The following is a 24,273-nucleotide window of genomic DNA, read 5'->3' as shown; positions in this document are numbered from 1 at the left end:
CGCACTCCTGCATGGAGCGCCTGTGCACCTCGTCTCTGGTGGCAAAGCCCGTCTAGAGCCCTCTTTTCCCGCCTAAGGAGCAACGCATCATGCCCTCGCCTCGGATCGCTGATGATCTCAACCAAGCCGCATCGGCGCAGAAGGGCTTGCGGGGCGAGACGCGCTCGCCCATTCCGGGATACTTCGCAGACCCGAACCTTGCGGTGGTAGATGGCCGCTACCTGCTCTTTGCCACGAGCGACGGCTCTCCGGAATGGGGGGCGACCGCCTTCCGTGCGTTCACCTCCGCCGATTTGGTCGACTGGCAGGATCACGGCGAGGTCTTTGACGTGAGATCGTCTGCGTGGGCTACAGGGTATGCGTGGGCGCCAGGGTATGCGCAGGCTAACGGCAAGCACTATCTGTACTTCACCGCGAACCGGGGGAGTATCGGCGTCGCCGTGGCAGACGAGGCACTGGGGCCCTATCGCGACTCGGGGCAGCCACTCATTGCCGAAGGGGACTTTGAGGGCGTTGCCATCGATCCCTCAACCTTTGTCGACGAGGATGGGACTGCCTATCTGTTCTGGGGCAACGGAGTCGCGCACGGGGTGCGGTTGGCGCCCGACATGATCTCCTTCGCACGTGAGGACGTGGTCTCTTACGTGCCCGAGCAGTTCCGCGAGGCTGTCTGGGTCCATCGCCGCGGGAGAGATTACTACCTGTCTTGGTCCGTCGACGACACCCGTAGCGAGGACTATCAGTTGCATTATTCCAGGGGATCGGGGCCGCTGGGTCCGTGGGACTATCAGGGCGTTTTGTTGCGCAAGGATGTGGCTCGCGGCATCCTTGCGACGGGGCACCACTCGGTCAGTGCTATTCCTGGCACTGACGACTGGGTGCTGGCCTACCATCGTTTCGCCATCCCCGACGGGAATGGATATCACCGGGAGCTCCGCTTTGAGCAACTGCGGCACGGATCGGACGGGATGCTGGAACCGATCGTGCCATCGCGGGAGCCGTGGCGTCTGCCGTTGCCGGTTGTCGAGGCAAAATGAGTTCCGCGGGCGGCTTCTTGCTCGCTTATTTCTTGGGTGAAGAAGAGTCCGACGGCGAACAGCTCAGATGGCATCATGTACCAGAAGCTGTATTGTCACGAGGTGCTCGTCATGGCTCACTCTTGGCCATGACTGCCGAGGAGCGGACGCGATTGGCCGGAAACGTCTGGATGTAGGCGAAGTCGAAGAAAAAACTTAAGCAATCACATAAGCGCAAATTTGTGACCTCCTTGATGGGAATGCGCTTGCCAAGAAGCTAAAACAGCATTATTGTAACGTTTCAGAAGGTGTAATTGGCGTCACGTTGGTACGTGTGGAAGAGCACCTCGAAAATCTGAATTTGCGGTGTCATAAGGGTGCCGCCGGAATCTAATGAGCGAGGGAGCTCCAATGATCAGCAGAAGGAATTTCATCACCAGCATCGCCACGGGCGTGGCTGCTGCGGCAATGCTATCGGCATGCGGCAAGTCCGGAGGTTCTGCCGGAGGCGGAACCGTTGAGAACCCGACCGTGCTGAACTACACCTGGTGGGGCAACGATGACCGCGCCGAGCGTACCAACAAGGCCATTGCCCTGTTCAACGAGAAGAACCCCACGATCAAGGTCGTTGGAACCTTCACCGACTGGGCTGGCTACTGGCAGAAGCGTGCAACGGAAGCTGCCGGCGGCGGCCTGCCGGATGTTATGCAGTGGGATCTGTCTTACCTCCGCGACTACGCCAAGCGCAACCAGCTGCTGGACCTCAGTGACGTCGGTGTTGACCTCTCAACGTTTGACAAGACCCTGCTGCCCTCGGGTCGCGTCAATGACAAGCAGTACGGTGTCCCCACCAGCACGAATGCCTTTGCCATTTACTATGACCCGGCGAAGCTGAAGGAAATTGGTGTTGCCGAGCCGACTGGCACATGGACGTACGCCGAATACAAGAAGTTCCTCACCGAAGCAGGCGAGAAGGGTGCCGGAAAGTACAACGGCTCCACCGACTTCACCGGCATCTGGTGGCAGTTCAACATCTGGCTGCGCCAGAACAAGATCGAGGCGTTTACTTCTGACGGCAAGCTTGGCTTTACCAAGGACGATCTGCGCAAGTGGTGGAACCTCGCCGCAGACCTGCGTGGCACCCCGGCAATCATTTCCTCCGACAAGGTCACCCAGTTGCTGCCGAAGTCGCCCTTCGGTTCCAACAAGACCGTTTCCGAAGCCACCTGGGATAACTTCATGGCCGGCTACCTGGCCGACTCCGGTGCCAGCGAATTGAAGATGGTCCCTGTTCCCTCGGACGACCCCGACAACCTCGGCTTGTTCCTCAAGCCCTCTATGCTCATGGTGGCTAGCGCCAAGACCAAGAACGCAGACGCTGCCGCAAAGTTCATCGACTTCATGGTCAACGCACCCGAAGTTGGCGAAATCTTCAAGACCTCCCGCGGTGTTCCGGCATCGAAGACGCAGCGCGATGGCACCACGTTCGACGGCGTTGACGCCCAGGTTGTGGCCTACGAGGACTCCATTTCGAAGTACCTCAGCGACGCTCCCGAACCGCCCATCGTTGGCTTCGGAACGCTTGAAACTGAATTCCTGCGTATTCAGGAAGAGCTGAACTATGGAAAGGTCACCGTGGATCAAGCCGTTGACCAGTGGTTCACCTCTGCTGAAGACGTTATTAAGCAAAACGCGTAGTAGACGAAAGTAAAGCCTTGACGCATACCCAAGCCCCGACACGGCGGGCGAAGTCGGCCCCTCCGCAGCGCAACGAGAAGTTGAAGCTGCGGAGGGCTGAGTCCCGCGCCGGATACGCTTTCCTCTTGCCCTGGTTGTTGGGATTCTTTGTCCTGACGGCCGGTCCCATGATCGCCTCGCTGTACCTCTCGTTCACCAATTACAACCTGTTTGAAGCACCCAAGTGGATCGGTGTTGATAACTATGTAAACCTCCTCTCGGATGAGCGTTTTATTCAGTCCGTCAAGGTGACCCTGACGTACGTTGTCTTTGGTACCCCCACGAAGCTTCTGGCAGCACTGGCGATTGCCATGCTGCTCAACAGCAAGCGTCGCGGCCAAGGCTTTTACCGCTCGGCGTTCTATGTTCCCTCACTCATTGGTGCCAGCGTTTCCATCGCCATCGTGTGGAAGGCGATGTTTGGCGATGCTGGCCCCGTTGATCAGTTCCTGAGCTTCTTTGGGATTGGGCTTGGCGGCTGGGTAGGAAACCCGAACATGACCATGCCCATGATGATCCTCCTGACGGTGTGGCAGTTCGGCGCACCCATGATCATCTTCCTGGCTGGCCTCAAGCAGGTCCCGGCTGAACTCTACGAAGCGGCAGAAATGGACGGCGCCGGTTGGGGCCGGAAGTTCGCCAGCATCACCTGGCCCATGCTGTCCCCGGTCATCTTCTTTAATTTGTTGATGGAAACGATTAACGCCTTCCAGGTATTCGCCTCGGCATTCATCATCTCTGGTGGCACCGGTGGTCCTGCCGGATCCACCATGTTCTACACGCTGTACCTGTACCTGCGCGGTTTCGGCGACTTCCGGATGGGCTACGCATCGGCTATGGCCTGGCTGCTCCTCATCGTGATCGGCATCATTACGCTGATCTTCTTCAAGACCTCCGATAAATGGGTTCACTACAGCGGGGATGAAAAATGACAATCACAGCAGTCAAAGCTGCACCTGTATCTGGGAACGCAACGCTCCCAGAACCTAGGAACCGGACCATCATGGGCCGGAGCCTGAAGACGCTCGCATTCCATGGTGTGTCTTTGATCCTGATCGCCGTCGTGCTCTACCCGGCCGTATGGATGATCGCCTCGTCGTTCAAGCCCAGCAGTGAAATTGTTGGCAACGCGGCCATCTGGTCCGAGAACTTCAGCTTTGATAACTTCATCAAGGCCATGGATGGAATTGGCGGCATCAGCACGCTGCAATTCTTTGGCAACTCGCTTTTCCTCGCGGTTGCTTCCGTTATTGGTGTCGTGTTCTCCTCGACGTTGACCGCCTATGCGTTCACGAGGATTAACTTTCCGGGCCGGAAGTTCTTCTTCACCATGATGGTCATGACACTGCTGCTACCGTTCCACGTCATCATCATTCCGCAGTACATTGTCTTCCAGCAGGTGGGTCTCGTAGACACCTACGTTCCGCTGCTCTTGGGCAAGTTCCTGGGCGCGGAAGCGTTCTTCGTGTTCCTCATGGTTCAGTTCATGCGCAACCTGCCGAAGGAACTCGATGAGGCCGCTCGGATCGATGGCGCTGGTCATATCCGTATCTTCTGCAGCATTATGCTCCCGCTCATGAAGCCTTCCATCATCACGGCCTCCATCTTCGCTTTCATCTGGAGCTGGAATGACTTCCTGGGTCCACTGCTTTACTTGAACACTCCGGATAAGTACCCGCTGCCCTTGGCGCTGCGCTTGTTCGTGGATCAGACGCAAAGCTCGGACTACGGTGCCATGATCGCAATGTCGGTTCTTGCCCTGCTTCCCGTGCTCTTGTTCTTCCTGATCTTCCAGCGCCACATCGTTGAAGGCGTCTCCACTCAGGGATTGAAGGGTTAGTTATGGCTACCGCCCGTCGAACAAGCCGCCAGGAGCTCAACGCTCGGCGTGCCGCTACGGCAGCTCCTAAGGTCAGTAAATTTGCTTTGCTGAGCGAGACGCTGCTCCTTGGCGTGCTGTTGTTCATTCTGGCGCTTCCCCTCGTGACCGCGCCGGCAGCTTATGCTGCTGGCGCGGCACATATGGAGCGGCATATTTCGGGGCGGCCCGACACGGTGGGCTCCCTCTGGGCCGATTTCAAGGCCGCCCTGCCGGGTAGCTGGAAATTTGGGCTGGTTCTGGTCAGCGCGGGCGTCGCATCCTCCGTGAACTTGCTCTTGGCCGCGTCGGAGCAGCTCCCCGGCGGAAGGTTTGTCCTGGGCGCCACGGTGCTTTTGGCGGCCGCCCTTGCCGTCTTGCTCCTGCGCACGGCCGGCCTGTGGCACCACGCGCTGTCTCAGCTGAGTTCTTCGGAACGTTCGACTGCGGATGCCTCACCTTTGGCGTGGGGTGCAGCGTGGGTCCAGGCTCGGCATGATGTGCTCAGCGATTGGATCGGCTCGATCTTGCTGGTGGCGGCCTTGGGTATGTGCCTGAGCTTTGTGTGGATGCTGCCGCCGTTGATTTTCATTGCGCCCGGTGCCATGACCTTGGCTGTGGTCTCCGTTCGCTTCCGCCGATCGGCGTTGCAAGCGAAAAATTAGCACCAAAAAGCTGGCTTCTGGTCCGCAGGAATTCCTGCAGACCAGAAGCCAGCTTTTTGCATTCTTAGCCTTCGGCGATGACCGCCACGGCGCCGGCGGGTACGGTTCCGTTGAACGGCGTGCCGCTGATCAGCTCGGTGCCCTGAGCACTGACGGCTGCCTCTGTCACGTTGTGGTTGATGGCGAAGAGGTAGCTGCGTCCATCGGCATGACTGCGTCGGGACAGCTCAACCCCGGCTGCGGCCATTGCGGGTGCTCTGACGCCGGACTCTGCGATGAGGGAATCGAGCAGTGATTCCAGTCCCGTGGCATCCGGGAACGTGGCCAGGTACCAGGCAGCACCGGTTCCTACAGCATGTCGAGTCACGGCGGGTACTCCCGTCAAGGGTGCTTCCGTGAAACTCACCTTGGCTTCGGCGCCTGTCAGGTGGACATGCTCGCTCCAAATCCGCCCGGACCAGCCAGCATCGAGGGAGACGGTGGAGTTCTCCGGAAGCGGGTGGAACTCCTCGACGGTGACGCCCAGCAAGTCACGGAAGGCTCCGGGGTAACCACCCAAACGAACGGCATCGTTCTCGTCAACAATGCCACTGAAGTAGCTGATGAGCACTGTGGCGCCGCGTTCTGCCGCTGCCGCAATATTGCTGGCCGCGGCATCGGTGACGGTGTACAGGGTCGCGACGATCACCAGGTCATAGCCGTCAAGGTTAGCGCTGGGATGGACCAGATCGGCGGTGATGCCGCGCAGGAACAGGGAGCGGTGGAAGGCTCGCAAGAGTTCCAGATACTTCACATCGGTGCTGGGGTGGGAGTCCAGTTCGCTTGCCCACCAGGCTTCGTAGTCGAAGACGATTGCGGTGCGTGATTCCACCTCGGCGCCTTGAACCTCGGACAAGGCTTTGAGGCTTGCGCCCAGCTCAACAACTTCACGCCATACTCGCGTGTTGGTTCCGGCGTGCGGCACCATGGCCGAGTGGAATTTCTCCGAACCCTGCTTGCTCTGTCGCCACTGGAAAAACATGACAGCATCAGATCCGCGGGCCACATGTGCCAGGGAGTTGCGGGCCATTTCGCCCGGGTTCTTGGTCATGTTGCGAGGCTGCCAGTTCACGGCGGAGGTGGAGTGCTCCATCAGGATCCAGGGCTTACCGCCGGCAATGCCTCGGGTCAGATCGGCGCTGAAGGCCAATTCGATGTGACGCTCGGTATCGGCGGCCACCAGGTAGTGATCATTGGCGATGACATCGAGTTTCTTGGCCCAGTCAAAGTAGTCCATAGACTTGGTGGCGCTTGAGGCCATCAGATTTGTCGTGGTGGGCACGAGCGGGGTGACCTCGCGAATGACCTCGGCGAGCATGGAGTAGAAGTCAATCAACGCCCAGGAGCTGAATCGCTGAAAGTCCAGCTGCTGCGTGGGGTTCAGGGTGGTCGGTGCGGGGCGCGGGGTGAGGATTTCCTCGAAGCAGCTATAGCGCTGGGACCAGAAGGCGGTGCCCCAGGCCTCGTTGAGGGCCTCGATCGTGCCGTAGCGTCGGCTCAGCCATGCTTGGAAAGCGGCGGTGTCTTCCGGACCGTAGAACTCGGAAACGTGGCAGCCAAGTTCGTTATCGACATGCCACAGCGCCAAGGCCGGATGATCCTTGTAGCGTTCGGCCAAGGCGCGGGTCATCTTCGCCGCATACTGGCGGTAGATGGCCGACGACGGAGAATAGTGCCGCCGCGAGCCGGGTCCCAGCGTGCTTCCCTCAGCAGTGACGGGCAGGATTTCTGGATGCTTGCGTACCAGCCACGCTGGCGGAGCCGCAGTGGCCGTGGCGAGAGCTACCTTGATGCCCGTGGCGGCAAGATTATCCATGACCTCATCGAGCCACGTGAAATCGTAGCTTCCCTCTACTGGCTCGAGCCAAGCCCAGGAGAAGATGCCAACGCTGAGGGCCGACACTCCGGCTTCCTGCATGAGCGCTAGATCTTCCTGGCGGACCTGTTCCGGCCACTGTTCGGGATTATAGTCACCGCCGTAAGAGAGCCCCGGCAGGGCTTCCCATAAGCGGTTCGTGCGCAGCTCCTGAGCGGCAGTATCTGGTGTCGTTCCCTCGGAGAGGGGAGTGGGGGACGGCATAGGGCTCCTTTGAATACGGCGTCTAATGGTCATGAGGCAAAGAAAAAAGTTTTATGGTGGCAGGCGGCCAAGGTTAGAGCGTGTCGACCCAGCGCAAAATTTGTTCATCGCTGGCGATCTCATCGGCAACAACCACATTGAACGTGCGGCTGACGCTTTCCCCAGGCAGCAATGTCATGGCCGTGTCCCACGTCAAGGCCGAAGCAACCGCGGGGTACTCGTTCGCCCGAACAAACCAAGGGTCGGCTGCTTCGGGCGGTGCGGAGAAGACTACTGTTGCGGGTCCGGCTGCAAAGTCTGCGGACCATGCGAGCCAAGCAGCGCTCCTGCCGTGAACTTGAGCTTCTCCGCGACCGTGCGCCGTGTGAACCTGAACGTTATGAGCTGCGGGGAGGCGCCACATGAAGCCGCCGTATCCGCTTCCTGCCAGACCATTCGAGCCGGGCCCACCCAAGATCACGGGGTCGGAACCGGCCGGAGTGAGGGTGAATTTCAGCGTCAGCCGCCAAGCGCCGTCGTCCAAGGAGGTGGCAGAGATGGTGCGCTGCTCACGCAGGATCTCCGCATCGTCGGGGCCAAGCCAGAGAAGTTCCTGAGTGTCGGGGGACTCGGCGCTGCCTTCGGAAGATGTCCGGACGATTCGGCCGTGATCAGGCAGCCATTCGTAACTGGCGCTCTGGCGCGTGTAGGTCTTGCCGCCCCAAAAATTCACGCCGTTGACGTCCTGCAGAGCCACGCCAACACCGAGATGCCAGGGGTGGTCGAGCGGAAATGCGTCGCTGACGAGAACACCTCCCGCGGTCGTCACGGGATGGAGGTAGGGTCGTGGCGCGAGCCGTGAGGCTACGGTGGTGCCGTTGACGTGATGGGCGAGGTCAACGCCGTCGACCGTGATCGTTGCGGACGTGCTGGCCGGCAACGTCCAGGGTGCGCCGAGCTCGCTGAAGGTTGCCTCGCTAGCCGTGACTCGGTCGATCCAGTGAGCAATGTTGTTGATGACGGGGTGAGCCGAGGGTCCCTCGCCGATCCACTCAAGATGTTCTTCGGCAATGGGGCGAGGATCAGCGGCCGTGCGGACGGCCTCGAGGACACGCATGAACGCGCCGCTGTTCTCAATCGAGCTCAAAAGTGCGGTGCCGTCACTGCGATGTGCCAGCAGATTCTCCAAGAGATCGGTGCGGGCAAAGGTCTCGCTGGACATGCCGTTGGAGCGCGTGACCTCCAGAATGTCCTCCGTGTAATAGAAAACAGCATGGCCCTCGGTGCCCTGAACACGTACGGAAGGGTGAGATTCTTCCGGGGCACAAACGGTGAGGGCACTGACGACGCGCGGACCCTCCTTGGGTGTGATGCGGACAGCTGAGGTGTCATCACCTTCGATATCGTGTGCGCGGAAGAGATCGGTTTCAACGCTCTCGATGGCATCGGCGGAACGAATTCCTGCAATGAAGAGTGCTGTGGCGACGGCATGAGCCAGCGGGTTGGTCGTGACGCCGTCAACCACATCAATGCCATTGATGGTTCGTTTGCCGGCCCAGCGAGAGCGTTGGTAGTACGCCTTGTCGCGCACCCACATGCCCCGGGCGGAGATTCCTTGAATGGTGCCCAGCTCGCCGTCGTTAATCATGATTGCCAGGGCAGGGAGGGCGAGCGAGCCAAGAGACTGGAATCCGATTTGAACGGAACGTCCGGCGGCATTCGCTGCCGCCCGCAGCTCATCAAATTGCGCCATGGAGGCTGCCGTTGGCTTCTCAAGATAAACGTCGGCGCCCGCGGCAAGTGCGGCAAGACCCAAGGCGCAGTGCGTTTGGATGGGAGTGGCGATGATGATGACATCGGGGTGGACGTCGTCGGCCAGAAGTGTCGTCAGATCGGTGTAGATCCCGACGTCTTGAGCCAGACGCCCGGCTTCCGGAGGATTCGGATCGGCAACGGCGACCAATTTCAAGGTTCCGGCCGCTTCCAATCGGTCCAGATTGACTAGATGATGAGCGCCGAAACCATGAACCCCAACGAGGGCAATGCGAGGGAGGGGAGGGGTCGTGCCAACCATGCGTCTAATCCTTGTTCATCGATACGTTGGGAAGCCAATAAAAGGTGTTCAGCCCATCATATGTGAAACGTATCAATTTCAATAGGGTAATCAGGTATGTAACCGATTCGTGGCGCCAATTGCGGCACTTGAGACAAAAGATGACTCTCGGAGTCACGATTCGATAAAACGTTTCAATAGAGCTTTGACGTTCCCTGCTTCGCGGTGCTACTTTTTGGAAAGCGTTTTCATTTCTGTGACGTAAGGCACAGTGAATAGTGGTCTAGAAGCAGGTGGAGGGCAATGAAGCAATCATGGATGGCAAAGATCCGCGCGATCTCGCCGCCCTGATCTGGGCCGTGTCGTTGAATCTTCTATGGCTCGGAGGGGCGGCGGCTGGGCTGTTCCTTTTTGGTGCGGGACCAGCGAGCATGGCGTTATCTGAGGTGATTCAGCGGCGTCTGCAGGGAGAGAAGTTTTCCCAAGTCCAAGCTTTTTACGGTAGTTATCGGCGGAGCTTTGCTCGCGGTAACGCTGCGGGTGTGCCGCTCATCGTGACAGCTGTGGCTCTCTTTCAAGGATGGACACATTATTCCGTGCAGCTGAACTTCGGTGCGCAGCTGATTGCCTCCCTCGTCGCTTTGGCGTCGTTGTTGCTTGCGGGAACGCTCTGCTATATCTTCCCGATGTTCAGCCGAGGGGACGCAAGCCTCTTGGATTGCTTTGTTGGCGCCGCCCGGCACGCCATCTGTCATCTGCCGCAGACGGTCTTTATGCTCATGGCAACCGCTGGAATGGCCTACCTTAGCCTCAGACTGCCACTTGTCGCTGGCCTCTTGAGTTTCAGCCTGTGGTTCCTCATGGTGGCTTGGTTCTGCAGGAACTTGTCCGTTTCCGCCGAAAATACTACCGAGACCATGACCGCACAAGTGGAGACGCTCAGAAAGTCCTGGGCCCTGGCTCGCTAGTCAGCGGAGCCCGGCCACCGTTATCTATTTGGAGAAGTGTATGAAAATCTTGCTTGCCGGTGACTCGACTGTGGCAAATTGCCCTACGGAGGAGTACCCCATGAGTGGCTGGGGTGCGGAGCTGCCGCCGCATGTGTTCACGCGAGCCGCCGTGCACAATTTTGCCAAGGGCGGAGCCTCGACAGAGTCTTTCAGGGAAGAAGGGCTCTGGGGCAAGTTGCTGGAGATCACCGAAACAGGCGACGCCGTACTGCTGCAATTTGGACACAACGACCAAAAGCTCAGCCATCTGGGAGCGGTGAACGGATATACGAGCAACCTAAAGCAGATGATCTCCGAGGTTCGTGAGCGGGGAGCCCATGTCGTCCTGTGTACCTCAGTCGAGCGACGAAACTTTGTTTCAGGCGCTCAGCAGGCTACCTTGGCGGACTATGCGGACGCAGTGCGTGTCTTGGCTGAGGAAGAGCAGCTGCCTCTGATTGACCTTTCGGAATGGACCACTGAGCTGTACGAGACGGCCGGCGAAGCAGGTTCCATGGAATACTTCACTCACCTGGTGCCGGGGGAACATGGGCACTGGCCTGAAGGGTTGCAGGACAATACGCACTTTAACCGGGTGGGAGCGGCAACCATCGCGGAATATGTTGCCCAGGAGCTAGGTCGCATCCTGCCCTAGCTCGGGGCCACCGCGGCTAGGGCAGAGGCAGAATGCCTTCCGAGGTCACCGACCAGGTGCCGTCTGAGGGGAATCCAGGGTTGGTCTGTCCATCGCCGTGTCCGGCTGTCATTAAGGCGACGGCTGTGAGTAGGCCTCCGTTGCCCGGCAAATAGATCGGCAGTGCATCGGTCTGAAAATTGTGTCCGTTGGCGAGGTAGGTGTTTTTTCCTTTATCCATGAAGAGGGCATCGACTGCGTCATGCGGACGGTTGAGTCGTGCGGCGGTCATGGCGATCATGGGGTAGTCCCAGCCCCACGTACTTTGCCAGTCCCAGTCCGCCAAGACGCTGTCGAGGGTATTGCTCATAACTGTTGGATCGATCAGATGGGTTGCCGGCAGGACACCTAATGCTGCGAGCATGGATGGGTGATCCTGGCGGATGGTGAAAGGGGAAACAGATATGGCGCTGTACACCCCGTTATCGATGTGCGGCTTGACCATTCCTTGGGAGACTTCTGACCACTCCACAATTTCTGGGCGGCCGAGTCTGCGCCGCCACTCCTGCGCCACATCCAATGCCCAGGACCAATAGGCTAATTCAAACGTTGGATTCTGCACGGTGTCGCGCATGAATCCGTAGGACTCTTGAGCGGGAACGAGAGGAGGACCGAGGGTCATGCCTCCGTCGGAGCGGACAACGTAACTGGCCATGAATTGAGCGCTCTCGAACACGAGGGGCGCTAAGCGCTCAAGAACGGCAGGATCGCCAGTGCTGCGCCATAACAGCTCGGCTAGGTATATGGGGTGGGGTTGTTGCCAGATGAGGAACGGGCCAATGTCGCTTGGGCTTTCGCGCCCATCACGGGAGACTTGTTTTGGCCAGCGAGCTCCTTCGAACCCTTGTCTCCGAGCCGTCGCCTGGGCGGCCTCGAGAATTTCTAAGTACCAATTCATGCTTCTGTCTAAGAGCTCAGGGCGGCCCCAGACTGGGAAGTGAGCGCCGTGCCACCAATGCATTTCTAGGTGAAAGCGACCTCGCCAAGAATTGACCATGAGGCCGGTCTCTTGGGGAGGTTGTGCTCCGCTGCAGTTGACGGCTAAGAGATACTGCGAGAGGAGCACGCGCCGTTCAAGTTCGTGTGCTCTCGGGTCAGTGCTCCCAGAAAAATCGATGAGGCCGCCGTCAGACCAGTGGCTTGCCCAGTGCTGCAAGGATGCCTGGCGAATAGCGATGAAGTCCTGATTCTTCTGGGGATTTTCTGTGCTTTCTGAGTCCGTGGCCTCCGCGAAGTTGACGCAAAAAGTGAGGTTCCTTGATGATCCGGTCAAGAGAAAACGGTGTGAATCTTGCCGGGTCAGAGTTGAATCGTTAGCGGAAATAGTTGCTGTGTATTTGGTGGAGTCCAAGGTACGCCGGATCTGCCATCCGCCAGGGACCTCAGATAGCGACGAGGTGTGTTTCTCGGGATGCTCCCAATCGGCTGAATTTCCCCAAGCTTCACTGCCGTAAGGAAAGGCCAGCTCAACCGAGGGGGGTATAGTGCCTGAGCTGCAGATAGACACAGCCAGTGTGTCGGTCGTTGGGCAGGCAACTGTTTCTACCTCAAAGTCGATGCCATTGATGCGGAAAGCACTCGAGAGCAGACCTGACCAGAGATCGAGTGTTTGGTTGATGCTGCCAAGATCTGAAGCGTGAATCACATCAAGCCCCGTTGAGCTGGCGTCGAGGGACAATTGGCCGAGCATGAGTCGATGAGGGTTGTTGCGCAGCCAGGTTTCTTCTGGTGAGCCGCCGTCCAGATGCGTGGCACTGGTATTTCCCGTGAGGTCTACGTACCTCACGGGGCCGTGAGGGCTGTCGTATTCCTTGATGGCGGAGTCAAGTGAGGGTTCAAGGTCTATGGGGGTGGAATGCCATCCCCAGTTTGATTGGGTCCCGAGCAGTGTTCCTGGTTGTTCTACGTACCTCCCCGGCGCCGGATAAACGCCGGGGAGTGTTTGCAGCCCGGTGACATCTGCTGTGAAAGCAAAACTGCCATTTCCGACGGTCAAAGGTGAGCGCGCATCAATCGCGTCAAAGACGACATTGTGGCGACGGACAAGACTTTTTCGATCGATCAAAGGGATATCTCCATGGCAGAGTCGTGAGGGTCAAGACTAGGAAAGGATTGCTGCAGCGCTCTCGGACATCCATTGCTTTGCACCTTCAGCCGGGCTGACCTTCTCAAACATGACGTTGGTGTTGATCCGGGCCGTAATCTCGCCCACCGAGGTTGACCCGGTGGGGCCGATGAACGTCGGCGCGAACTTAGTTTCACCAACGATGTCAAGGTACTTCACCTCGGACTGGCCTGATGGGCTGAGCTCCGGGGCAATGGCAGCCCTAATCGCTGAATTGCTCGGCACTCCTCTATCTGTCAGGAGAATCTTGGCAGCTTCCTCGTCATTGACCAGGAAGCTGATGAGCTTGGCAGCGGCCTCGGACTTCTTTGACTGGGCGGAGATCGCGAAATACTGCGATGACTGAAGCCAAATTCCAGGCGTTGGAGTTTCGCCAGGCAATTGGAAGAGTTGCAGATCGCTTCCCGCGGCTTCGTTCAGGGCGCGCATGGAGTTACTCCATGTCAGCATCATCCCTGCCTTGCCGGTGCCCATGAGGCTTTGTTCGATACTGACGCTTGCCTGCTCCACCATTTCTGATGGCGAGGGGGAAGCTTTCTTCTGGCTCAGTGAGAGAGAAAATGCGAAGTAGTCCGCGACGGTCTTTTCCGACAGACCCAGCTTTCCATCCTCTGTGTAGAGTTCTTCGCCATGCTGCCGGGCAAAAGCATCGAGAGAGTCATGTGTGAGAACGGAAGCCGAGCCAAAAGTTCCCGCGGGGGACTTTGTGGTGATCTCTGCGGCGATATTCCGGAAATCTTCCCAGGTCCAGGTTGCCGGATCCGGCAGAGCTACACCCGCCGCCTTGAAGACGGCCGGATTTATGACCATGGCGAGGGCGTTAGCGCCGGTCGATACACCGTACTGAACCCCGCCCACCTGACCATTAGTCAGCGCCGAAGCATCCATCTTGCTCAGGTCGAGCGCATCTCCTGCCTTAGAAAGATCAAGCAACGCGCCACGGTTGGCGTACTCAGCAGGATAAGCACCCCCGAGTGTGAAGAGATCAGGCGCATCTTTGGCTGCGACGCTTGTAGCGAGCTTGTCGAAGTAGCCGCTAAAGTCGCTGGGCTCTCCCTTGACCTTGATCGTGGGATTAGCCGCTTCAAATTTGTCGATCACTGCCTGAGTGGCTTCGGCGCGCGCAGTGTTGCCCCACCAAGCAAATCGGATCGTCGTGGTGCCATCGGCATCGGCGGCGCCGCTGGAACCTCCGCAGGCCGTGAGTAGTCCCAAAGCGGTTGTGCCGAGGACGGCATGAGCGAAGGTGCGGCGACTGAGAATGATCGACATTGATCTGCTTTCGGTGAGAAGTTCCGAGTAAGAAAGGAAGAAAACGTTTTCTGAACTGAAACGTATCAACGAATTCTCAGCGCGTCAATGGATTTTGTGGCAGTTTCTGCCAAGTTACGAGGGGCTTAGTGGTCCGCGGTGCCGACGGTGCTTGCGCGGACAACAAGCTCCGGCTTGAAGACCACGGAACGCGGCTTGGCGTCTGGGTTGACCATTTGCTCCGCAAGAAGCTCGATGGCGGCTCTGCCGATCAACGCTGTGGGCTGCCTGATAGACGTCAAGGGTACAACGGCAGAAACAGCAAAGTCGATATCGTCATAGCCAACGAGTGCCACGTCCTCAGGAATGCGCAGGGTGTGGAGCATGGTCAAGGATTGAATGACACCCAGTGCGAGGAGGTCGTTGGTGCAGAAGAGTCCGTCAGGCAAGGAATCTCCAGTGCGCTCCGCGAGGAGATCTCCCACGTTGTGTCCAGCCAAGACTGTCAGGTCGCTAGCCTGTAAAACTTCCAGCGTCGCCCCTGCCACTTCCGCGACGGCCGTGCGTGCGCCAGCCAAGCGATCGGACACCTGGTGGAACTGCTGGGGGCCAGCAACAAAGGCAATCCTGCGACGGCCAATATCCAAAAGACGGTCCTTTCTGTCGCTGGAACGTATCGGGCGATTAGTGATGAACGTATGGTTTTGCTCGATTACGAATCTATTCGATAGGTCAAGGGTGCCGGTGCGTATTTCTTGAAATGTTATGGAACGATTCAAAATCTTCTTGACCAGCATTTTCTTAAGTGCTATGTTTTGGAAACCGCTTTCCTGAATGTGATGTACAGCACCCTGTTGGGTGATGGGGCAATTCACGGATCCGGTCAATGGGGATTTGGGTCGACCAAGAAGGATTGACATGAACGCATCGTGGGCGCTGAAGGCCTATACACTTTTTGACACGCTGCTATGGATTGCGTGCCTGAATTTGTTGTGGTTAGTCTTCACGCTTGGAGGCTTAGTAATCTTCGGGGTTGGGCCTAGTACAGTGGCAGCTCATGAACTGATTCGCTGCCGAGTGCGAGGCGATGCGGTGCCGCTTATGCCCGCGTTCTGGGGTGCATACCGACGGAACTTCCGTCGCGGTAACGTCTTGGGTGTGGTGGCGATCTTTGTGGCTGCCATGCTCTTCGCGAACTGGAAGTTCTTCTCCGTCGAGCCGACCTTCCTCGCGCAGCTAGCCGCCGGTGTGATTGTCCTATTGTCAATTATTTTTGTGGCGACGCTTTGCTATCTATTTCCCATGTATGCCAGGTATCAACTGCCGGTCCTGCGCTACTTCACGCAGTCTTCTCGTTTTGCCCTGAGGAATCTAGCTGGCACAGTTCTACTCCTACTGGTTACGGCAGCCGTGGGGATCGTGAGCCTTCGCTTACCAGGTCTCGTCCCATTCTTTAGCGTTGGTGTGTGGATGTTCCTCGTGGGTTGGCTCTGCGACAAGTTCTACTCGTCCAATGATGAATCGATGGCCGACGTATCAGTTGGGGCAACGCTGGAAAAGCGCGGGCCGCGCGCACTGGCCACGGTCCGCAAGTCACAAGTGAAGGTAGCGAATCTTGGCTGAATTATTTGATGGCCGTCTCCTTTATGGCGCAGCGCTCTACCCTGAGGTCTGGGACAAGAATATTGTCGCGAGCGATGCTGCCTTGATGGCCAAACTTGGTATGAACGTAGCTCGCATGGGCGAGTTCATTTGGTCGGCACTGGAGCCCGACGAGGGACGCATTGACCTTAGTATTCTCCACGATGCTCTGAATATCCTCGATGACCATGGCATCGCCACCATCTTGTGTACGCCCACGGTGACTCCTCCCATTTGGCTCACGCATGGGCATCAGGGTCGCCTCCACCACACGGCTGACGGCACCGCCTTGGGTCATGGGTCGCGGCAGCATGTATGCACGAATGGCGCTTACTTCCGCGAGCGTGCAGCGATTATCACGGGCGCCCTGGCGCGTGAGTTTGGACAAGATCGCAGAGTGATCTCCTGGCAGCTTGATAACGAGTTCAAATCTCATGTTGGTGGCTGCCACTGCCCCAGCTGCCGTGACTTGTGGGGGCAATGGTTGGAGGCGAAGTATCAAGATATTGCGCAGCTTAATGAGCAGTGGTCAACGGCAGTTTGGAGTGAAACGTATCAATCATTTGATCAGATACCATTGCCAGCTCCCACACCGTTCCTGCACAACACCGCCCTGATGACGGCTTTCAATGACTTCAGTCAAGTAAAGATCAACGAGTTCGCCGCCGAGCAAAGCCGCATCATTCGTGCACACAGTGAACTGCCAATAACGCATAACAGCGGCTTCGGTTTCGATCTGGACAATCAGGGCCTGTATTCGAATCTCGACTACTCCAGCTTCGATACTTATCCGGCGGCGCCGAACTACCCTGCATTCCTGATGAACCTGGACTATTTCCCGCATTTCGGAGCTAGCGGCAAAACCATACTCATGGAAACGAGTACCAGCCACGGGGGATCCATCGCCAACTACGGTAGTCCTCACCCGGCTGGCTTTGTGGAAGCGGAGATTTTTGCCAATTTTGCGGCGGGTTCCAAGGGTTTCCTGTTTTGGCCGTTCCGTCAACACTGTGGCGGCAGCGAACAGCCCCACGGCGCGGTTGTCAGCCCCTGGGGTGCGCCGACAATTGGCTTTTCATCCGCGGCCCGTGGAGGTGAACTACTCGCCCAGCTGGAAACCATCTTGACGGGCGGTGAAACGCTGCCGCCCCGCGTGGCAATAACGTATTCCGATCGGGCAAAAACAGCGTTGAGCGTCGAACCCGGCGGAAAACTCGACTATCGGGGCGTGCTGTCGGGGATTCATCGGCGTTTTGTGGAAGCTGGAATTGGGCGCGCCCTCATTCCGGAAGGGGCTTCATTGGATGCCTACGATGTGCTGTTGACACCCTATGCTCACCACCTTGATCCGGAGTTCTTGGAGCGGGTCAGTGACTGGGTCCGTGCAGGAGGTACCTGGCTCGTGGGACCTGGCACGGCAGATCGGGACGCCCACCACCGATGGCATAGCGATGCCGCCCTAGGTGCACTTGAATCCATAGCCGGTGTGCGCGGCGTCCTGGCGTTCCCGGCCACAGGATCGGGAACTAGTGCCGAATTCTTGGGATGGCAGGGGGGCCTTGACGGAATGTCCACCTTTATGGAATGCACCACTGCCCGTCCCTTAGGTATGGTGCGCAGTGGACCGGCCGCGGGCCTAGCGTTTGTGACGGAGAACCAGGGTACTCCCGAAACGGGAGACGGGCGTGTCATCCTAGTGGGCTCCCTCCCTGATGGATTCGAAGACCCGTTATTGGTGGATCTGCTCATTGGATACGCAACTACGCCGAGCAAAACATGGCCCGCGCGGACGGAAGCGCGAGAACTGGGTGCCGGTGGCGGTGTTGTTGAGTATCTGCGGCGTAAAAAGGGTCGGTTGCAACGCTGGCTGGTGAACATGTCAGATACCACTGCAGAGCTGGAGCTGCCCTTTCCAACCACGGAGCTACTGAGTAATACCAACATGAATGCCGGAAAGTATCGGCTTGAACCGTACACCTACATCATCGCTGAGGAGCGTAACGCATGAAATGGCTGGAAAAGGCACCACTCAGGGTAAGTGGCATCACTTTTGGTCATCCCTGGCAGCGTGGTGAACTAGAACAGGAGGATGTTGCAGCGCTGAAGCTGGCAGGAGATCCTTGGCCACATGAGGCCCGGACTCTGGCCTACTGGCCGGACGGCAGCGTGAAATGGACAGGGCACGCGGCCGTAGTTCCGGCAGGTGCAGCGGCCCCGGAATTAGACCCCAAGCTGGGGGAATTCCATCACCAAACTCCGCTGGCCGTAGCGGGCCCGGACGGAATCATGGTCGATACCGGGGCGATCCGCTTCACCGTCCCCCGCACTGGATCCGTGCTGACCGGCGAAATCCGCAACAGTAACGGAGAACTGCTTGGAAATTCCTTACGTTTGCTCGTGCGAACCTCGCAAGGAAACCCCGAAGCCAACGTTGAGCTGACATCCGCCGTCCTTGAGACGCCCGGTGCGGTGCGCAGCGTGGTCAAGGCGGAGGGGACGGTGCTACTAAACACCGGAATCTTGTTGACTTTTGTGCTGCGGCTGGCTGTATTTGCTGGCCAGTCCACCATTAGCGTGACCCAGACGCTGCTTTTCACGGACGCTGCCAAGGACCGGATCATCAAGGGTATTGGCTTGTGTCTGGACACGCCTATGTCTGGGGAGCTATTCAATCGCTACGTCAGCTTTGCCGGAGATGAAGGCGTCTACACCGAACCGGTGCAGTCTTTGTACAGTCGTCCCTTCAGCGAGAACAACCCGGTCTACGCTCAGCAGTTGGACGGTATTCCGGTGCCCGAAGACACCGGGCCCGAGCGATTGTTCGAGGTTGGCACGCTCAACGCGGTGTGGGGAAACTATCGGTTGACACAGGAGTCCGAAGACTATTTCCGGATGGAGAAACAGTCTACCGACAGGCTTGCGCCGGTGCGTGTTGGCAAGGGGCGCCGTAGTCAGGGGCTACTGTACGCTGGCCATGCAGCAGGAGGCGCCGCGGTGTCGCTGCGCGGATTCTGGCAGAAGAACCCGGCCGCCTTGGAAGTTGACGGTGTCGAGGGTGATGCCGCCGCCCTGACGGCGTGGTGCTGGGCCGAATCGGTCGAGCCAATGGATCTGCGACACTACGCTGCGGGCTGCTTCGTGGACAGCGCCTACGAGGGTTTTGATGAAATGCGCGCCACCCCAGAGGGTGTGGCAAATACCTCGCACATCAGTTTTGATTTTCTTCCAGCGATAGTAGACGGCGGACTGGCGCAAGAATTGTGGTTGCTGGCGCAAGAGCGACAGCAACCCGCTCAGGCAGTTTGCGCCCCTGAAAGCTACTACAAGAGCCGCGCTACAGGAGTCACGTGGGGCTTGCCCCACGCTGTGAATACTGAAGTGGACAGTATTCGGAGCCTGGTTGAGCAGCGCCTAGCCGGCTTCGTTGAGTACTACGCGGCCGAAGTTGAACAACGCTCCTGGTATGGCTACTGGAACTTTGGCGACTTCATGCACACCTACGACCAATACCGCCACCAGTGGCGCTACGACATGGGCGGCTACGCCTGGGCCAACAATGAGCTGGCGCCGAATATGTGGTTGTGGCAGTACTTTCTGCGGACCGGGGATGCCACTACGTTCCGTCTGGCAGAGGCAATGACTTGGCATAGCGCAGAAGTTGACCGGCACCATAATGGCACGTACGCGCAACTAGGTTCCCGGCATAACGTCTCGCACTGGGGATGCGGCTGCAAGGAAGTGCGCATCAGCATGGCCGGATTGCACAAATATTACTACTTCTTGACCGGTGACGAGCGCATTGGGGAACTACTCTCAGAAGTCCGCGACGCCCAGCATGCGCTGGACCGGCTGGACCCCATGCGCGAATTCTACGAGCGGCCCGAGGGGCGCACGCACATACGGATCGGCCCGGATTGGTCGGCGCTGACGTCCAATTGGTTCAGCGAATGGGAACGCACCGGCGACACCCAGTGGCGGGATTGGATTACCAAGGGCATCGATCAGCTCAAGGCCATGCCCATGGGATTGCTCTCGGGCCCCACTGTGGAGCTGGACACCAGTACAGGGGATCTGCATCATATGCAGCTGGCTACCAAAGGGGGCTTCCATATGATCATCGCCTTCGGGGCCCCGCAGGTCTGGATGGAGATCGCCGACGTCATGGAGAACGGCGAGTTCAGCCGGATGATTGCTGAATTCGGACGATTCTACGCATTGTCCGAAGAAGCAAAGTTGGTGGAAAGCGACGGCCACCTCGATGACAGCTTCTTCTCATGGCCCTCCATGGCCACCGGGATGATGGCGTTCGCTGCCAGTTACTACGACGATGCGGAACTGGCCCGAAAAGTCTGGGACATTCTGATTGAAGATGCACACACCGAGCTAACCGTTCCGCTCCCTGAATCCCTCAGCGACGCCGAGACCTGGGTGCCTGTGAAGGAATACCCGCATATGTCCACTAACTGGGCCTCACAGTGGTGCCTGAATGCCATGCTCGCCCTAGAAATGATTGGGGCACCCGGTGAGTTTGAAAGCCGCCGAGAAGACCCCTCCAACCACCTGATTTCCACCAACAATTAAGGAAGTACCGCAATGAAGCAAACTACCTGGAACGCCGTCAACGCACCCTTTAGTCGCAGAGCCTTGTTCGGGGGCGCGATCGGCACCGCTGTCTTCGCCCTTACAGCATGCAATAGTGGCTCAACGGCGCCGGTGGATCTGTCAACGGTGAACATAATGGCCCCGTTCCTAGGCACTGACGCACCTTTGCCTGGCGGCGAATTGCAGGGCAAGGTTGAGGCAGCCACGGGCAAGACCTTGAACATCAACTGGACGCCGAACTCCTCGTATGAAGACAAGACAAACATCACCTTGGCTGGGGATGATTTGCCCCATGTTATGGTCATCCAGGGCAAGTCGCCTGGCTTCGTGAAGAATGCCCAAGCCGGCGCTTTCTGGGACCTGACGGACAAACTCAAGGACTACCCAAACCTAGTCACCACCCTGCCGCAGGTGCAGCTCAACGCCAGCATCAACAACAAGGTGTATGGCATATTCCGTGGCCGCACCCCCATGCGAACTGCCGTAATTCTGCGTAAGGACTGGCTGGACAGGCTTGGCCTGGAAGTGCCCACGACCACCGAGGAGCTCTATGAGGTGGCGAAAGCCTTCACCGTCGGTGACCCGAACGGCGACGGAAAGGGTGGGACCACCGGCATCATGATCCCGAAGTGGCCCGGATCCATTGGCAGCAACAGCCCCTACGACGTGGTCGAGGAATGGTTTGGAGCTGGCAACCGTTGGAGTGAACGCAACGGTTCCCTGGTGCCCAGCTTCGAGACTGACGAATTCTTGGAAGCGAACAAGTACGTCAAGAAGATGGTGGATGAGAAACTCATTAATGCCGACTTCGCCACGGCCGACAGTACCAAATGGAACGATGCCTTCTTCAACGGTAAGGCCGGCATAATCATCGATGTCGATTCCCGAGTTGCCGCCCTGATTACGTTGTTCAAGCAGGCCAACCCGGACGACTTTGAAAACAAGGTTACCTTTACGGGCAACCTGACGGGCCCGGACGGAAAGCTCTACGCACATCCTACCGATGGATACTCTGGCTTCTTGGCCATCCCCAAATCCAGTGTCCGCACCGAAGCAGACCTCAAAGCGGTGCTGGAATTCTTGAATGCGATGAACAGCAAGGACGTAGCAGTCTTGCTAAACAACGGAATTGAAGGCGTCAATTTCACGGTGACCGACGGCCGGGCCATCCTCGTCGAGACTGAAACGGCTGAAAGCAAAAAGGTCACTGAAGACGTCAAGAGCTTCTCCCAGTTGGGCACCAGTGTTAAGGGCGACGAGTTCTACAAGGTCCAACAGTCCACCGAGTACGAGCAGAAGGTGTATGACGAGCGCCTCGTTGTCATGGCGGAAAACCTCAAGAGTGCCGTATATAACCCTGCGGCCCCCTATGTCTCCGAAACCTATGTGGCTAAGGGTGCTCAGCTGGACAATATCATTGCCGACGCCCGGATCAAGTACTTGGCCGGACAAATCGATGAACAGGGGCTAAAAGACGCCATTAAGTTGTGGGGTACCTCCGGCGGCGACCAAATCAAGGAAGAAACCAACAAGCTCTGGCAAGAGAACCAGTAAACATGCCGCGCGTCAGCGGTGCGGACTGCCTTGGGCATACTGCACCGCTGGCCACCACAACATTGAGAGAGGACTGCTATGGCACAACTTTTGCCGGTTGTTGACACCCCATCCCGGGCAGAATCAGAGACGGTTAGGACAACGTCAGATGGTGCACGAGGACCGCTTCGCAAACGAACATTCCGTACCCAATTCAGGCACTACAAATGGCTGTACCTGCTGCTCTTGCCGGGCATTTTATACTTTGCGATCTTCCGCTACGGACCCATGTATGGTGTCACGATTGCCTTCAAAGACTATGTGCCGTTCCTAGGCGTCAACGGCAGCCCCTGGGTGGGGGTGCAGAACTTTGCGGACTTCTTTGCCAACCCAGATTTTCCGAGACTGATGGGAAATACGTTAATTCTGGCCGGGCTCAGCCTCGGCATTGCCTTCCCTCTCACCATTGTCTTAGCGCTGCTGCTTAATGAGGTGCGACTATCCATCCTCAAGCGCACGGTACAAACGCTCGTGTACATTCCGCATTTTCTTTCTTGGACCATTGTTGCCTCGCTGAGCTTCTTGCTATTTGCCTTGGATCTGGGCCCCTTGTTTCACTTCCTCAATGGCCTCTTTGGCACAGAGATAGATTTCCTCACCGATCCGGCTTGGTTCAGACCACTGATTGTTTTGCAGGATATTTGGAAAAATACAGGATGGGGAACCATTATCTTCTTGGCGGCGCTCTCAACGGTGGACCAAGATCAGTATGAGGCGGCAATTCTTGATGGTGCAGGCCGTTTCCAGCGGGTCTGGCACATTACGTTGCCAGCGATCCGCAGCACTATCATCGTCATGCTGATCCTAGCGATTGGACAGATGCTAAACACTGGTTTCGAACAGATATATCTCATGACGAATGCGCTTAATCGCAGTGTCGCTGACGTCTTTGACACCTATGTGTACTTCGTTGGCATCACACAGGGCGCATATAGCTACAGCACCACAGTTGGCCTATTTAAGTCCGTTATTGGGATTGTGCTGATTTTCGGAACGAACTGGCTGGCAAAGCGTTTCAATCAGAGCGGACTGTTTTAACATGAAAATTCACAACACTACAGGCGGCCGGATTTTTGATGGCGCAAACTATGTTTTTCTCGCACTCATTGGCATCGTGACGCTGTTGCCGTTTGTGTACGTCGTGGCTGGTTCATTTGCCACCGAAGTGGAAATCACCTCCCGACCATTCTTTGTTTGGCCTAACGAGGTGTCTCTGGAATCTTACAAATACATCTTTTCCACACCCGCGTTCATGCGGGCGTTGGTGACGACGATACTGGTCACCGTTGTGGGAACGGTTGTCCAACTAGTCTTGACCGTCAGCATGGCCTACCCTCTCTCCAAGAAGCAGTTGCCAGGGCGCAAGCTGATTCTGAATCTGGTCGTCTTTGCCATGGTGTTCTCCGGTGGCATGATCCCCACGTTCCTACTTGTCAAAGACTTAGGTCTCTTGAACAGTTACTGGGCGCTGATTCTGCCGGCCGCCATCAATCCTTTCAGCCTCATTATCATTAAGAATTTCTTCCAGGAGCTGCCCGCCGAGTTGGAGGAGTCGGCAAAGATCGATGGCGCCACGGAGGTTGGAATTCTGTGGCGGATTCTCTTGCCTCTGAGTAAACCGGTTCTGGCTACCTTTGCTTTGTTCTACGCTGTCGGCATTTGGAACGATTTCATGTCTCCACTGCTCTACCTTAATGACAACAGCATGTGGACTTTGCAGATGTATCTGAGGCAAGTTACGGCGGCTAGCGATTTGATGGCCAGCGGTAACATCGACCCGAATTATATACCACCGGCTCAGGGTATAAAATTTGCGGTCATTGTGGTGGCCACCCTGCCCATCTTGGTGTTTTATCCCTTCTTGCAAAAACATTTCGCCAAGGGAATGCTCGTGGGCTCGGTCAAGGGTTAGTTCAAGAAAACTACCACCCTTAGCAGAACTTGGATAAGG

At 57.5% G+C, this 24,273-nt stretch carries 18 protein-coding genes and 1 pseudogene; 14 read left to right on the top strand and 5 right to left on the bottom strand.

The window, feature by feature from the left end; genetic code table 11:
• Nucleotides 1–89: 89 nt before the first annotated feature.
• The 6 genes from CVS30_RS07080 (at nt 90) to CVS30_RS07055 (ending at nt 5,276) form a co-directional block, all read left to right on the top strand.
• Nucleotides 90–1,037, top strand: a complete 948-nt coding sequence (locus CVS30_RS07080) for a family 43 glycosylhydrolase (RefSeq protein WP_110484631.1) — start codon at nt 90–92, stop codon at nt 1,035–1,037.
• Nucleotides 1,034–1,213 (top strand): hypothetical protein, encoded by a 180-nt coding sequence (locus CVS30_RS07075; RefSeq protein WP_110484630.1) that lies wholly within the window; start codon nt 1,034–1,036, stop codon nt 1,211–1,213. The genes CVS30_RS07080 and CVS30_RS07075 overlap by 4 nt, the downstream gene beginning before the upstream one ends.
• Before the next feature lie 214 nt (nt 1,214–1,427).
• On the top strand, nt 1,428–2,714 hold the full coding sequence (locus tag CVS30_RS07070) for an ABC transporter substrate-binding protein (protein ID WP_110484629.1): 1,287 nt from the start codon (nt 1,428–1,430) through the stop codon (nt 2,712–2,714).
• Between the two features lie 17 nt (nt 2,715–2,731).
• A complete protein-coding gene (locus CVS30_RS07065; protein WP_110484628.1) occupies nt 2,732–3,685 on the top strand; it encodes a carbohydrate ABC transporter permease in 954 nt (317 codons plus the stop codon).
• Nucleotides 3,682–4,593: a carbohydrate ABC transporter permease gene (locus CVS30_RS07060; protein ID WP_110484627.1), complete on the top strand. Its 912-nt coding sequence runs from the start codon at nt 3,682–3,684 to the stop codon at nt 4,591–4,593. Before CVS30_RS07065 ends, CVS30_RS07060 begins: the two co-directional genes overlap by 4 nt.
• Before the next feature lie 2 nt (nt 4,594–4,595).
• Nucleotides 4,596–5,276 (top strand): Poxvirus protein I5, encoded by a 681-nt coding sequence (locus CVS30_RS07055; protein ID WP_245934477.1) that lies wholly within the window; start codon nt 4,596–4,598, stop codon nt 5,274–5,276.
• Nucleotides 5,277–5,340: 64 nt separating this feature from the next.
• Here CVS30_RS07055 and CVS30_RS07050 read toward each other — a convergent pair whose 3' ends face one another.
• A complete protein-coding gene (locus CVS30_RS07050; protein WP_110484626.1) occupies nt 5,341–7,395 on the bottom strand; it encodes a beta-galactosidase in 2,055 nt (684 codons plus the stop codon).
• 73 nt (nt 7,396–7,468) lie between these two features.
• On the bottom strand, nt 7,469–9,448 hold the full coding sequence (locus CVS30_RS07045) for a DUF6807 family protein (protein WP_110484625.1): 1,980 nt from the start codon (nt 9,446–9,448) through the stop codon (nt 7,469–7,471).
• 293 nt (nt 9,449–9,741) lie between these two features.
• On the opposite strand from CVS30_RS07045, the gene CVS30_RS07040 reads away from it, so the two are divergent.
• On the top strand, nt 9,742–10,395 hold the full coding sequence (locus tag CVS30_RS07040) for a YesL family protein (RefSeq protein ID WP_110484624.1): 654 nt from the start codon (nt 9,742–9,744) through the stop codon (nt 10,393–10,395).
• A gap of 40 nt (nt 10,396–10,435) precedes the next feature.
• Nucleotides 10,436–11,071, top strand: coding sequence for a rhamnogalacturonan acetylesterase (locus tag CVS30_RS07035; RefSeq protein WP_110484623.1), 636 nt, complete (start codon nt 10,436–10,438; stop codon nt 11,069–11,071).
• Nucleotides 11,072–11,087: 16 nt separating this feature from the next.
• Here the strand turns inward: CVS30_RS07035 and CVS30_RS07030 are convergent, their stop codons facing one another.
• From CVS30_RS07030 to CVS30_RS07020, 3 genes and pseudogenes are all read right to left on the bottom strand, one after another.
• Nucleotides 11,088–13,175 carry a hypothetical protein gene (locus tag CVS30_RS07030; protein ID WP_181419716.1) on the bottom strand — a complete coding sequence of 696 codons (2,088 nt, stop codon included), beginning with the start codon at nt 13,173–13,175 and terminating at the stop codon, nt 11,088–11,090.
• A gap of 36 nt (nt 13,176–13,211) precedes the next feature.
• Entirely contained in the window at nt 13,212–14,507 is a 1,296-nt protein-coding gene (locus CVS30_RS07025) for an ABC transporter substrate-binding protein (protein ID WP_110484621.1), read from the bottom strand.
• A gap of 125 nt (nt 14,508–14,632) precedes the next feature.
• A pseudogene (locus tag CVS30_RS07020) lies at nt 14,633–15,136 on the bottom strand (substrate-binding domain-containing protein); the annotation flags it as partial.
• A 211-nt stretch (nt 15,137–15,347) separates the two neighbouring features.
• Here CVS30_RS07020 and CVS30_RS07015 point away from each other — a divergent pair.
• The 6 genes from CVS30_RS07015 (at nt 15,348) to CVS30_RS06990 (ending at nt 24,234) form a co-directional block, all read left to right on the top strand.
• Nucleotides 15,348–16,109 carry a YesL family protein gene (locus tag CVS30_RS07015; protein WP_306418759.1) on the top strand — a complete coding sequence of 254 codons (762 nt, stop codon included), beginning with the start codon at nt 15,348–15,350 and terminating at the stop codon, nt 16,107–16,109.
• Nucleotides 16,102–18,135, top strand: a complete 2,034-nt coding sequence (locus CVS30_RS07010; RefSeq protein WP_110484618.1) for a beta-galactosidase — start codon at nt 16,102–16,104, stop codon at nt 18,133–18,135. The genes CVS30_RS07015 and CVS30_RS07010 overlap by 8 nt, the downstream gene beginning before the upstream one ends.
• Nucleotides 18,132–20,708, top strand: a complete 2,577-nt coding sequence (locus tag CVS30_RS07005; RefSeq protein ID WP_110484617.1) for an exo-rhamnogalacturonan lyase family protein — start codon at nt 18,132–18,134, stop codon at nt 20,706–20,708. Before CVS30_RS07010 ends, CVS30_RS07005 begins: the two co-directional genes overlap by 4 nt.
• Nucleotides 20,709–20,720: 12 nt before the next feature.
• Nucleotides 20,721–22,283 carry an extracellular solute-binding protein gene (locus tag CVS30_RS07000; protein WP_110484616.1) on the top strand — a complete coding sequence of 521 codons (1,563 nt, stop codon included), beginning with the start codon at nt 20,721–20,723 and terminating at the stop codon, nt 22,281–22,283.
• Between the two features lie 78 nt (nt 22,284–22,361).
• Nucleotides 22,362–23,360, top strand: a complete 999-nt coding sequence (locus tag CVS30_RS06995; protein WP_245934476.1) for an ABC transporter permease — start codon at nt 22,362–22,364, stop codon at nt 23,358–23,360.
• 1 nt (nt 23,361) lies between these two features.
• A complete protein-coding gene (locus tag CVS30_RS06990) occupies nt 23,362–24,234 on the top strand; it encodes a carbohydrate ABC transporter permease (RefSeq protein ID WP_110484615.1) in 873 nt (290 codons plus the stop codon).
• The last annotated feature ends 39 nt before the right edge of the window (nt 24,235–24,273 follow it).

This window comes from Arthrobacter psychrolactophilus (assembly GCF_003219795.1).
GTDB lineage: Bacteria > Actinomycetota > Actinomycetes > Actinomycetales > Micrococcaceae > Specibacter > Specibacter psychrolactophilus.
The sequence above is the reverse complement of the archived record's forward strand: the minus strand, read 5'-3'. Positions and strand labels throughout refer to the sequence as shown.

What these genes read in the sequence shown, in the direction of transcription:
- CVS30_RS07080 (WP_110484631.1), top strand. Translation starts at nt 90, where the DNA reads ATGCCCTCGCCTCGGATCGCTGATGATCTCAACCAAGCCGCATCGGCG.
- CVS30_RS07075 (WP_110484630.1), top strand. Translation starts at nt 1,034, where the DNA reads ATGAGTTCCGCGGGCGGCTTCTTGCTCGCTTATTTCTTGGGTGAAGAA.
- CVS30_RS07070 (WP_110484629.1), top strand. Translation starts at nt 1,428, where the DNA reads ATGATCAGCAGAAGGAATTTCATCACCAGCATCGCCACGGGCGTGGCT.
- CVS30_RS07060 (WP_110484627.1), top strand. Translation starts at nt 3,682, where the DNA reads ATGACAATCACAGCAGTCAAAGCTGCACCTGTATCTGGGAACGCAACG.
- CVS30_RS07055 (WP_245934477.1), top strand. Translation starts at nt 4,596, where the DNA reads ATGGCTACCGCCCGTCGAACAAGCCGCCAGGAGCTCAACGCTCGGCGT.
- CVS30_RS07050 (WP_110484626.1), bottom strand. Translation starts at nt 7,395, where the DNA reads ATGCCGTCCCCCACTCCCCTCTCCGAGGGAACGACACCAGATACTGCC.
- CVS30_RS07045 (WP_110484625.1), bottom strand. Translation starts at nt 9,448, where the DNA reads ATGGTTGGCACGACCCCTCCCCTCCCTCGCATTGCCCTCGTTGGGGTT.
- CVS30_RS07040 (WP_110484624.1), top strand. Translation starts at nt 9,742, where the DNA reads ATGGATGGCAAAGATCCGCGCGATCTCGCCGCCCTGATCTGGGCCGTG.
- CVS30_RS07035 (WP_110484623.1), top strand. Translation starts at nt 10,436, where the DNA reads ATGAAAATCTTGCTTGCCGGTGACTCGACTGTGGCAAATTGCCCTACG.
- CVS30_RS07025 (WP_110484621.1), bottom strand. Translation starts at nt 14,507, where the DNA reads ATGTCGATCATTCTCAGTCGCCGCACCTTCGCTCATGCCGTCCTCGGC.
- CVS30_RS07015 (WP_306418759.1), top strand. Translation starts at nt 15,348, where the DNA reads ATGGGGCAATTCACGGATCCGGTCAATGGGGATTTGGGTCGACCAAGA.
- CVS30_RS07005 (WP_110484617.1), top strand. Translation starts at nt 18,132, where the DNA reads ATGAAATGGCTGGAAAAGGCACCACTCAGGGTAAGTGGCATCACTTTT.
- CVS30_RS07000 (WP_110484616.1), top strand. Translation starts at nt 20,721, where the DNA reads ATGAAGCAAACTACCTGGAACGCCGTCAACGCACCCTTTAGTCGCAGA.
- CVS30_RS06995 (WP_245934476.1), top strand. Translation starts at nt 22,362, where the DNA reads ATGGCACAACTTTTGCCGGTTGTTGACACCCCATCCCGGGCAGAATCA.
- CVS30_RS06990 (WP_110484615.1), top strand. Translation starts at nt 23,362, where the DNA reads ATGAAAATTCACAACACTACAGGCGGCCGGATTTTTGATGGCGCAAAC.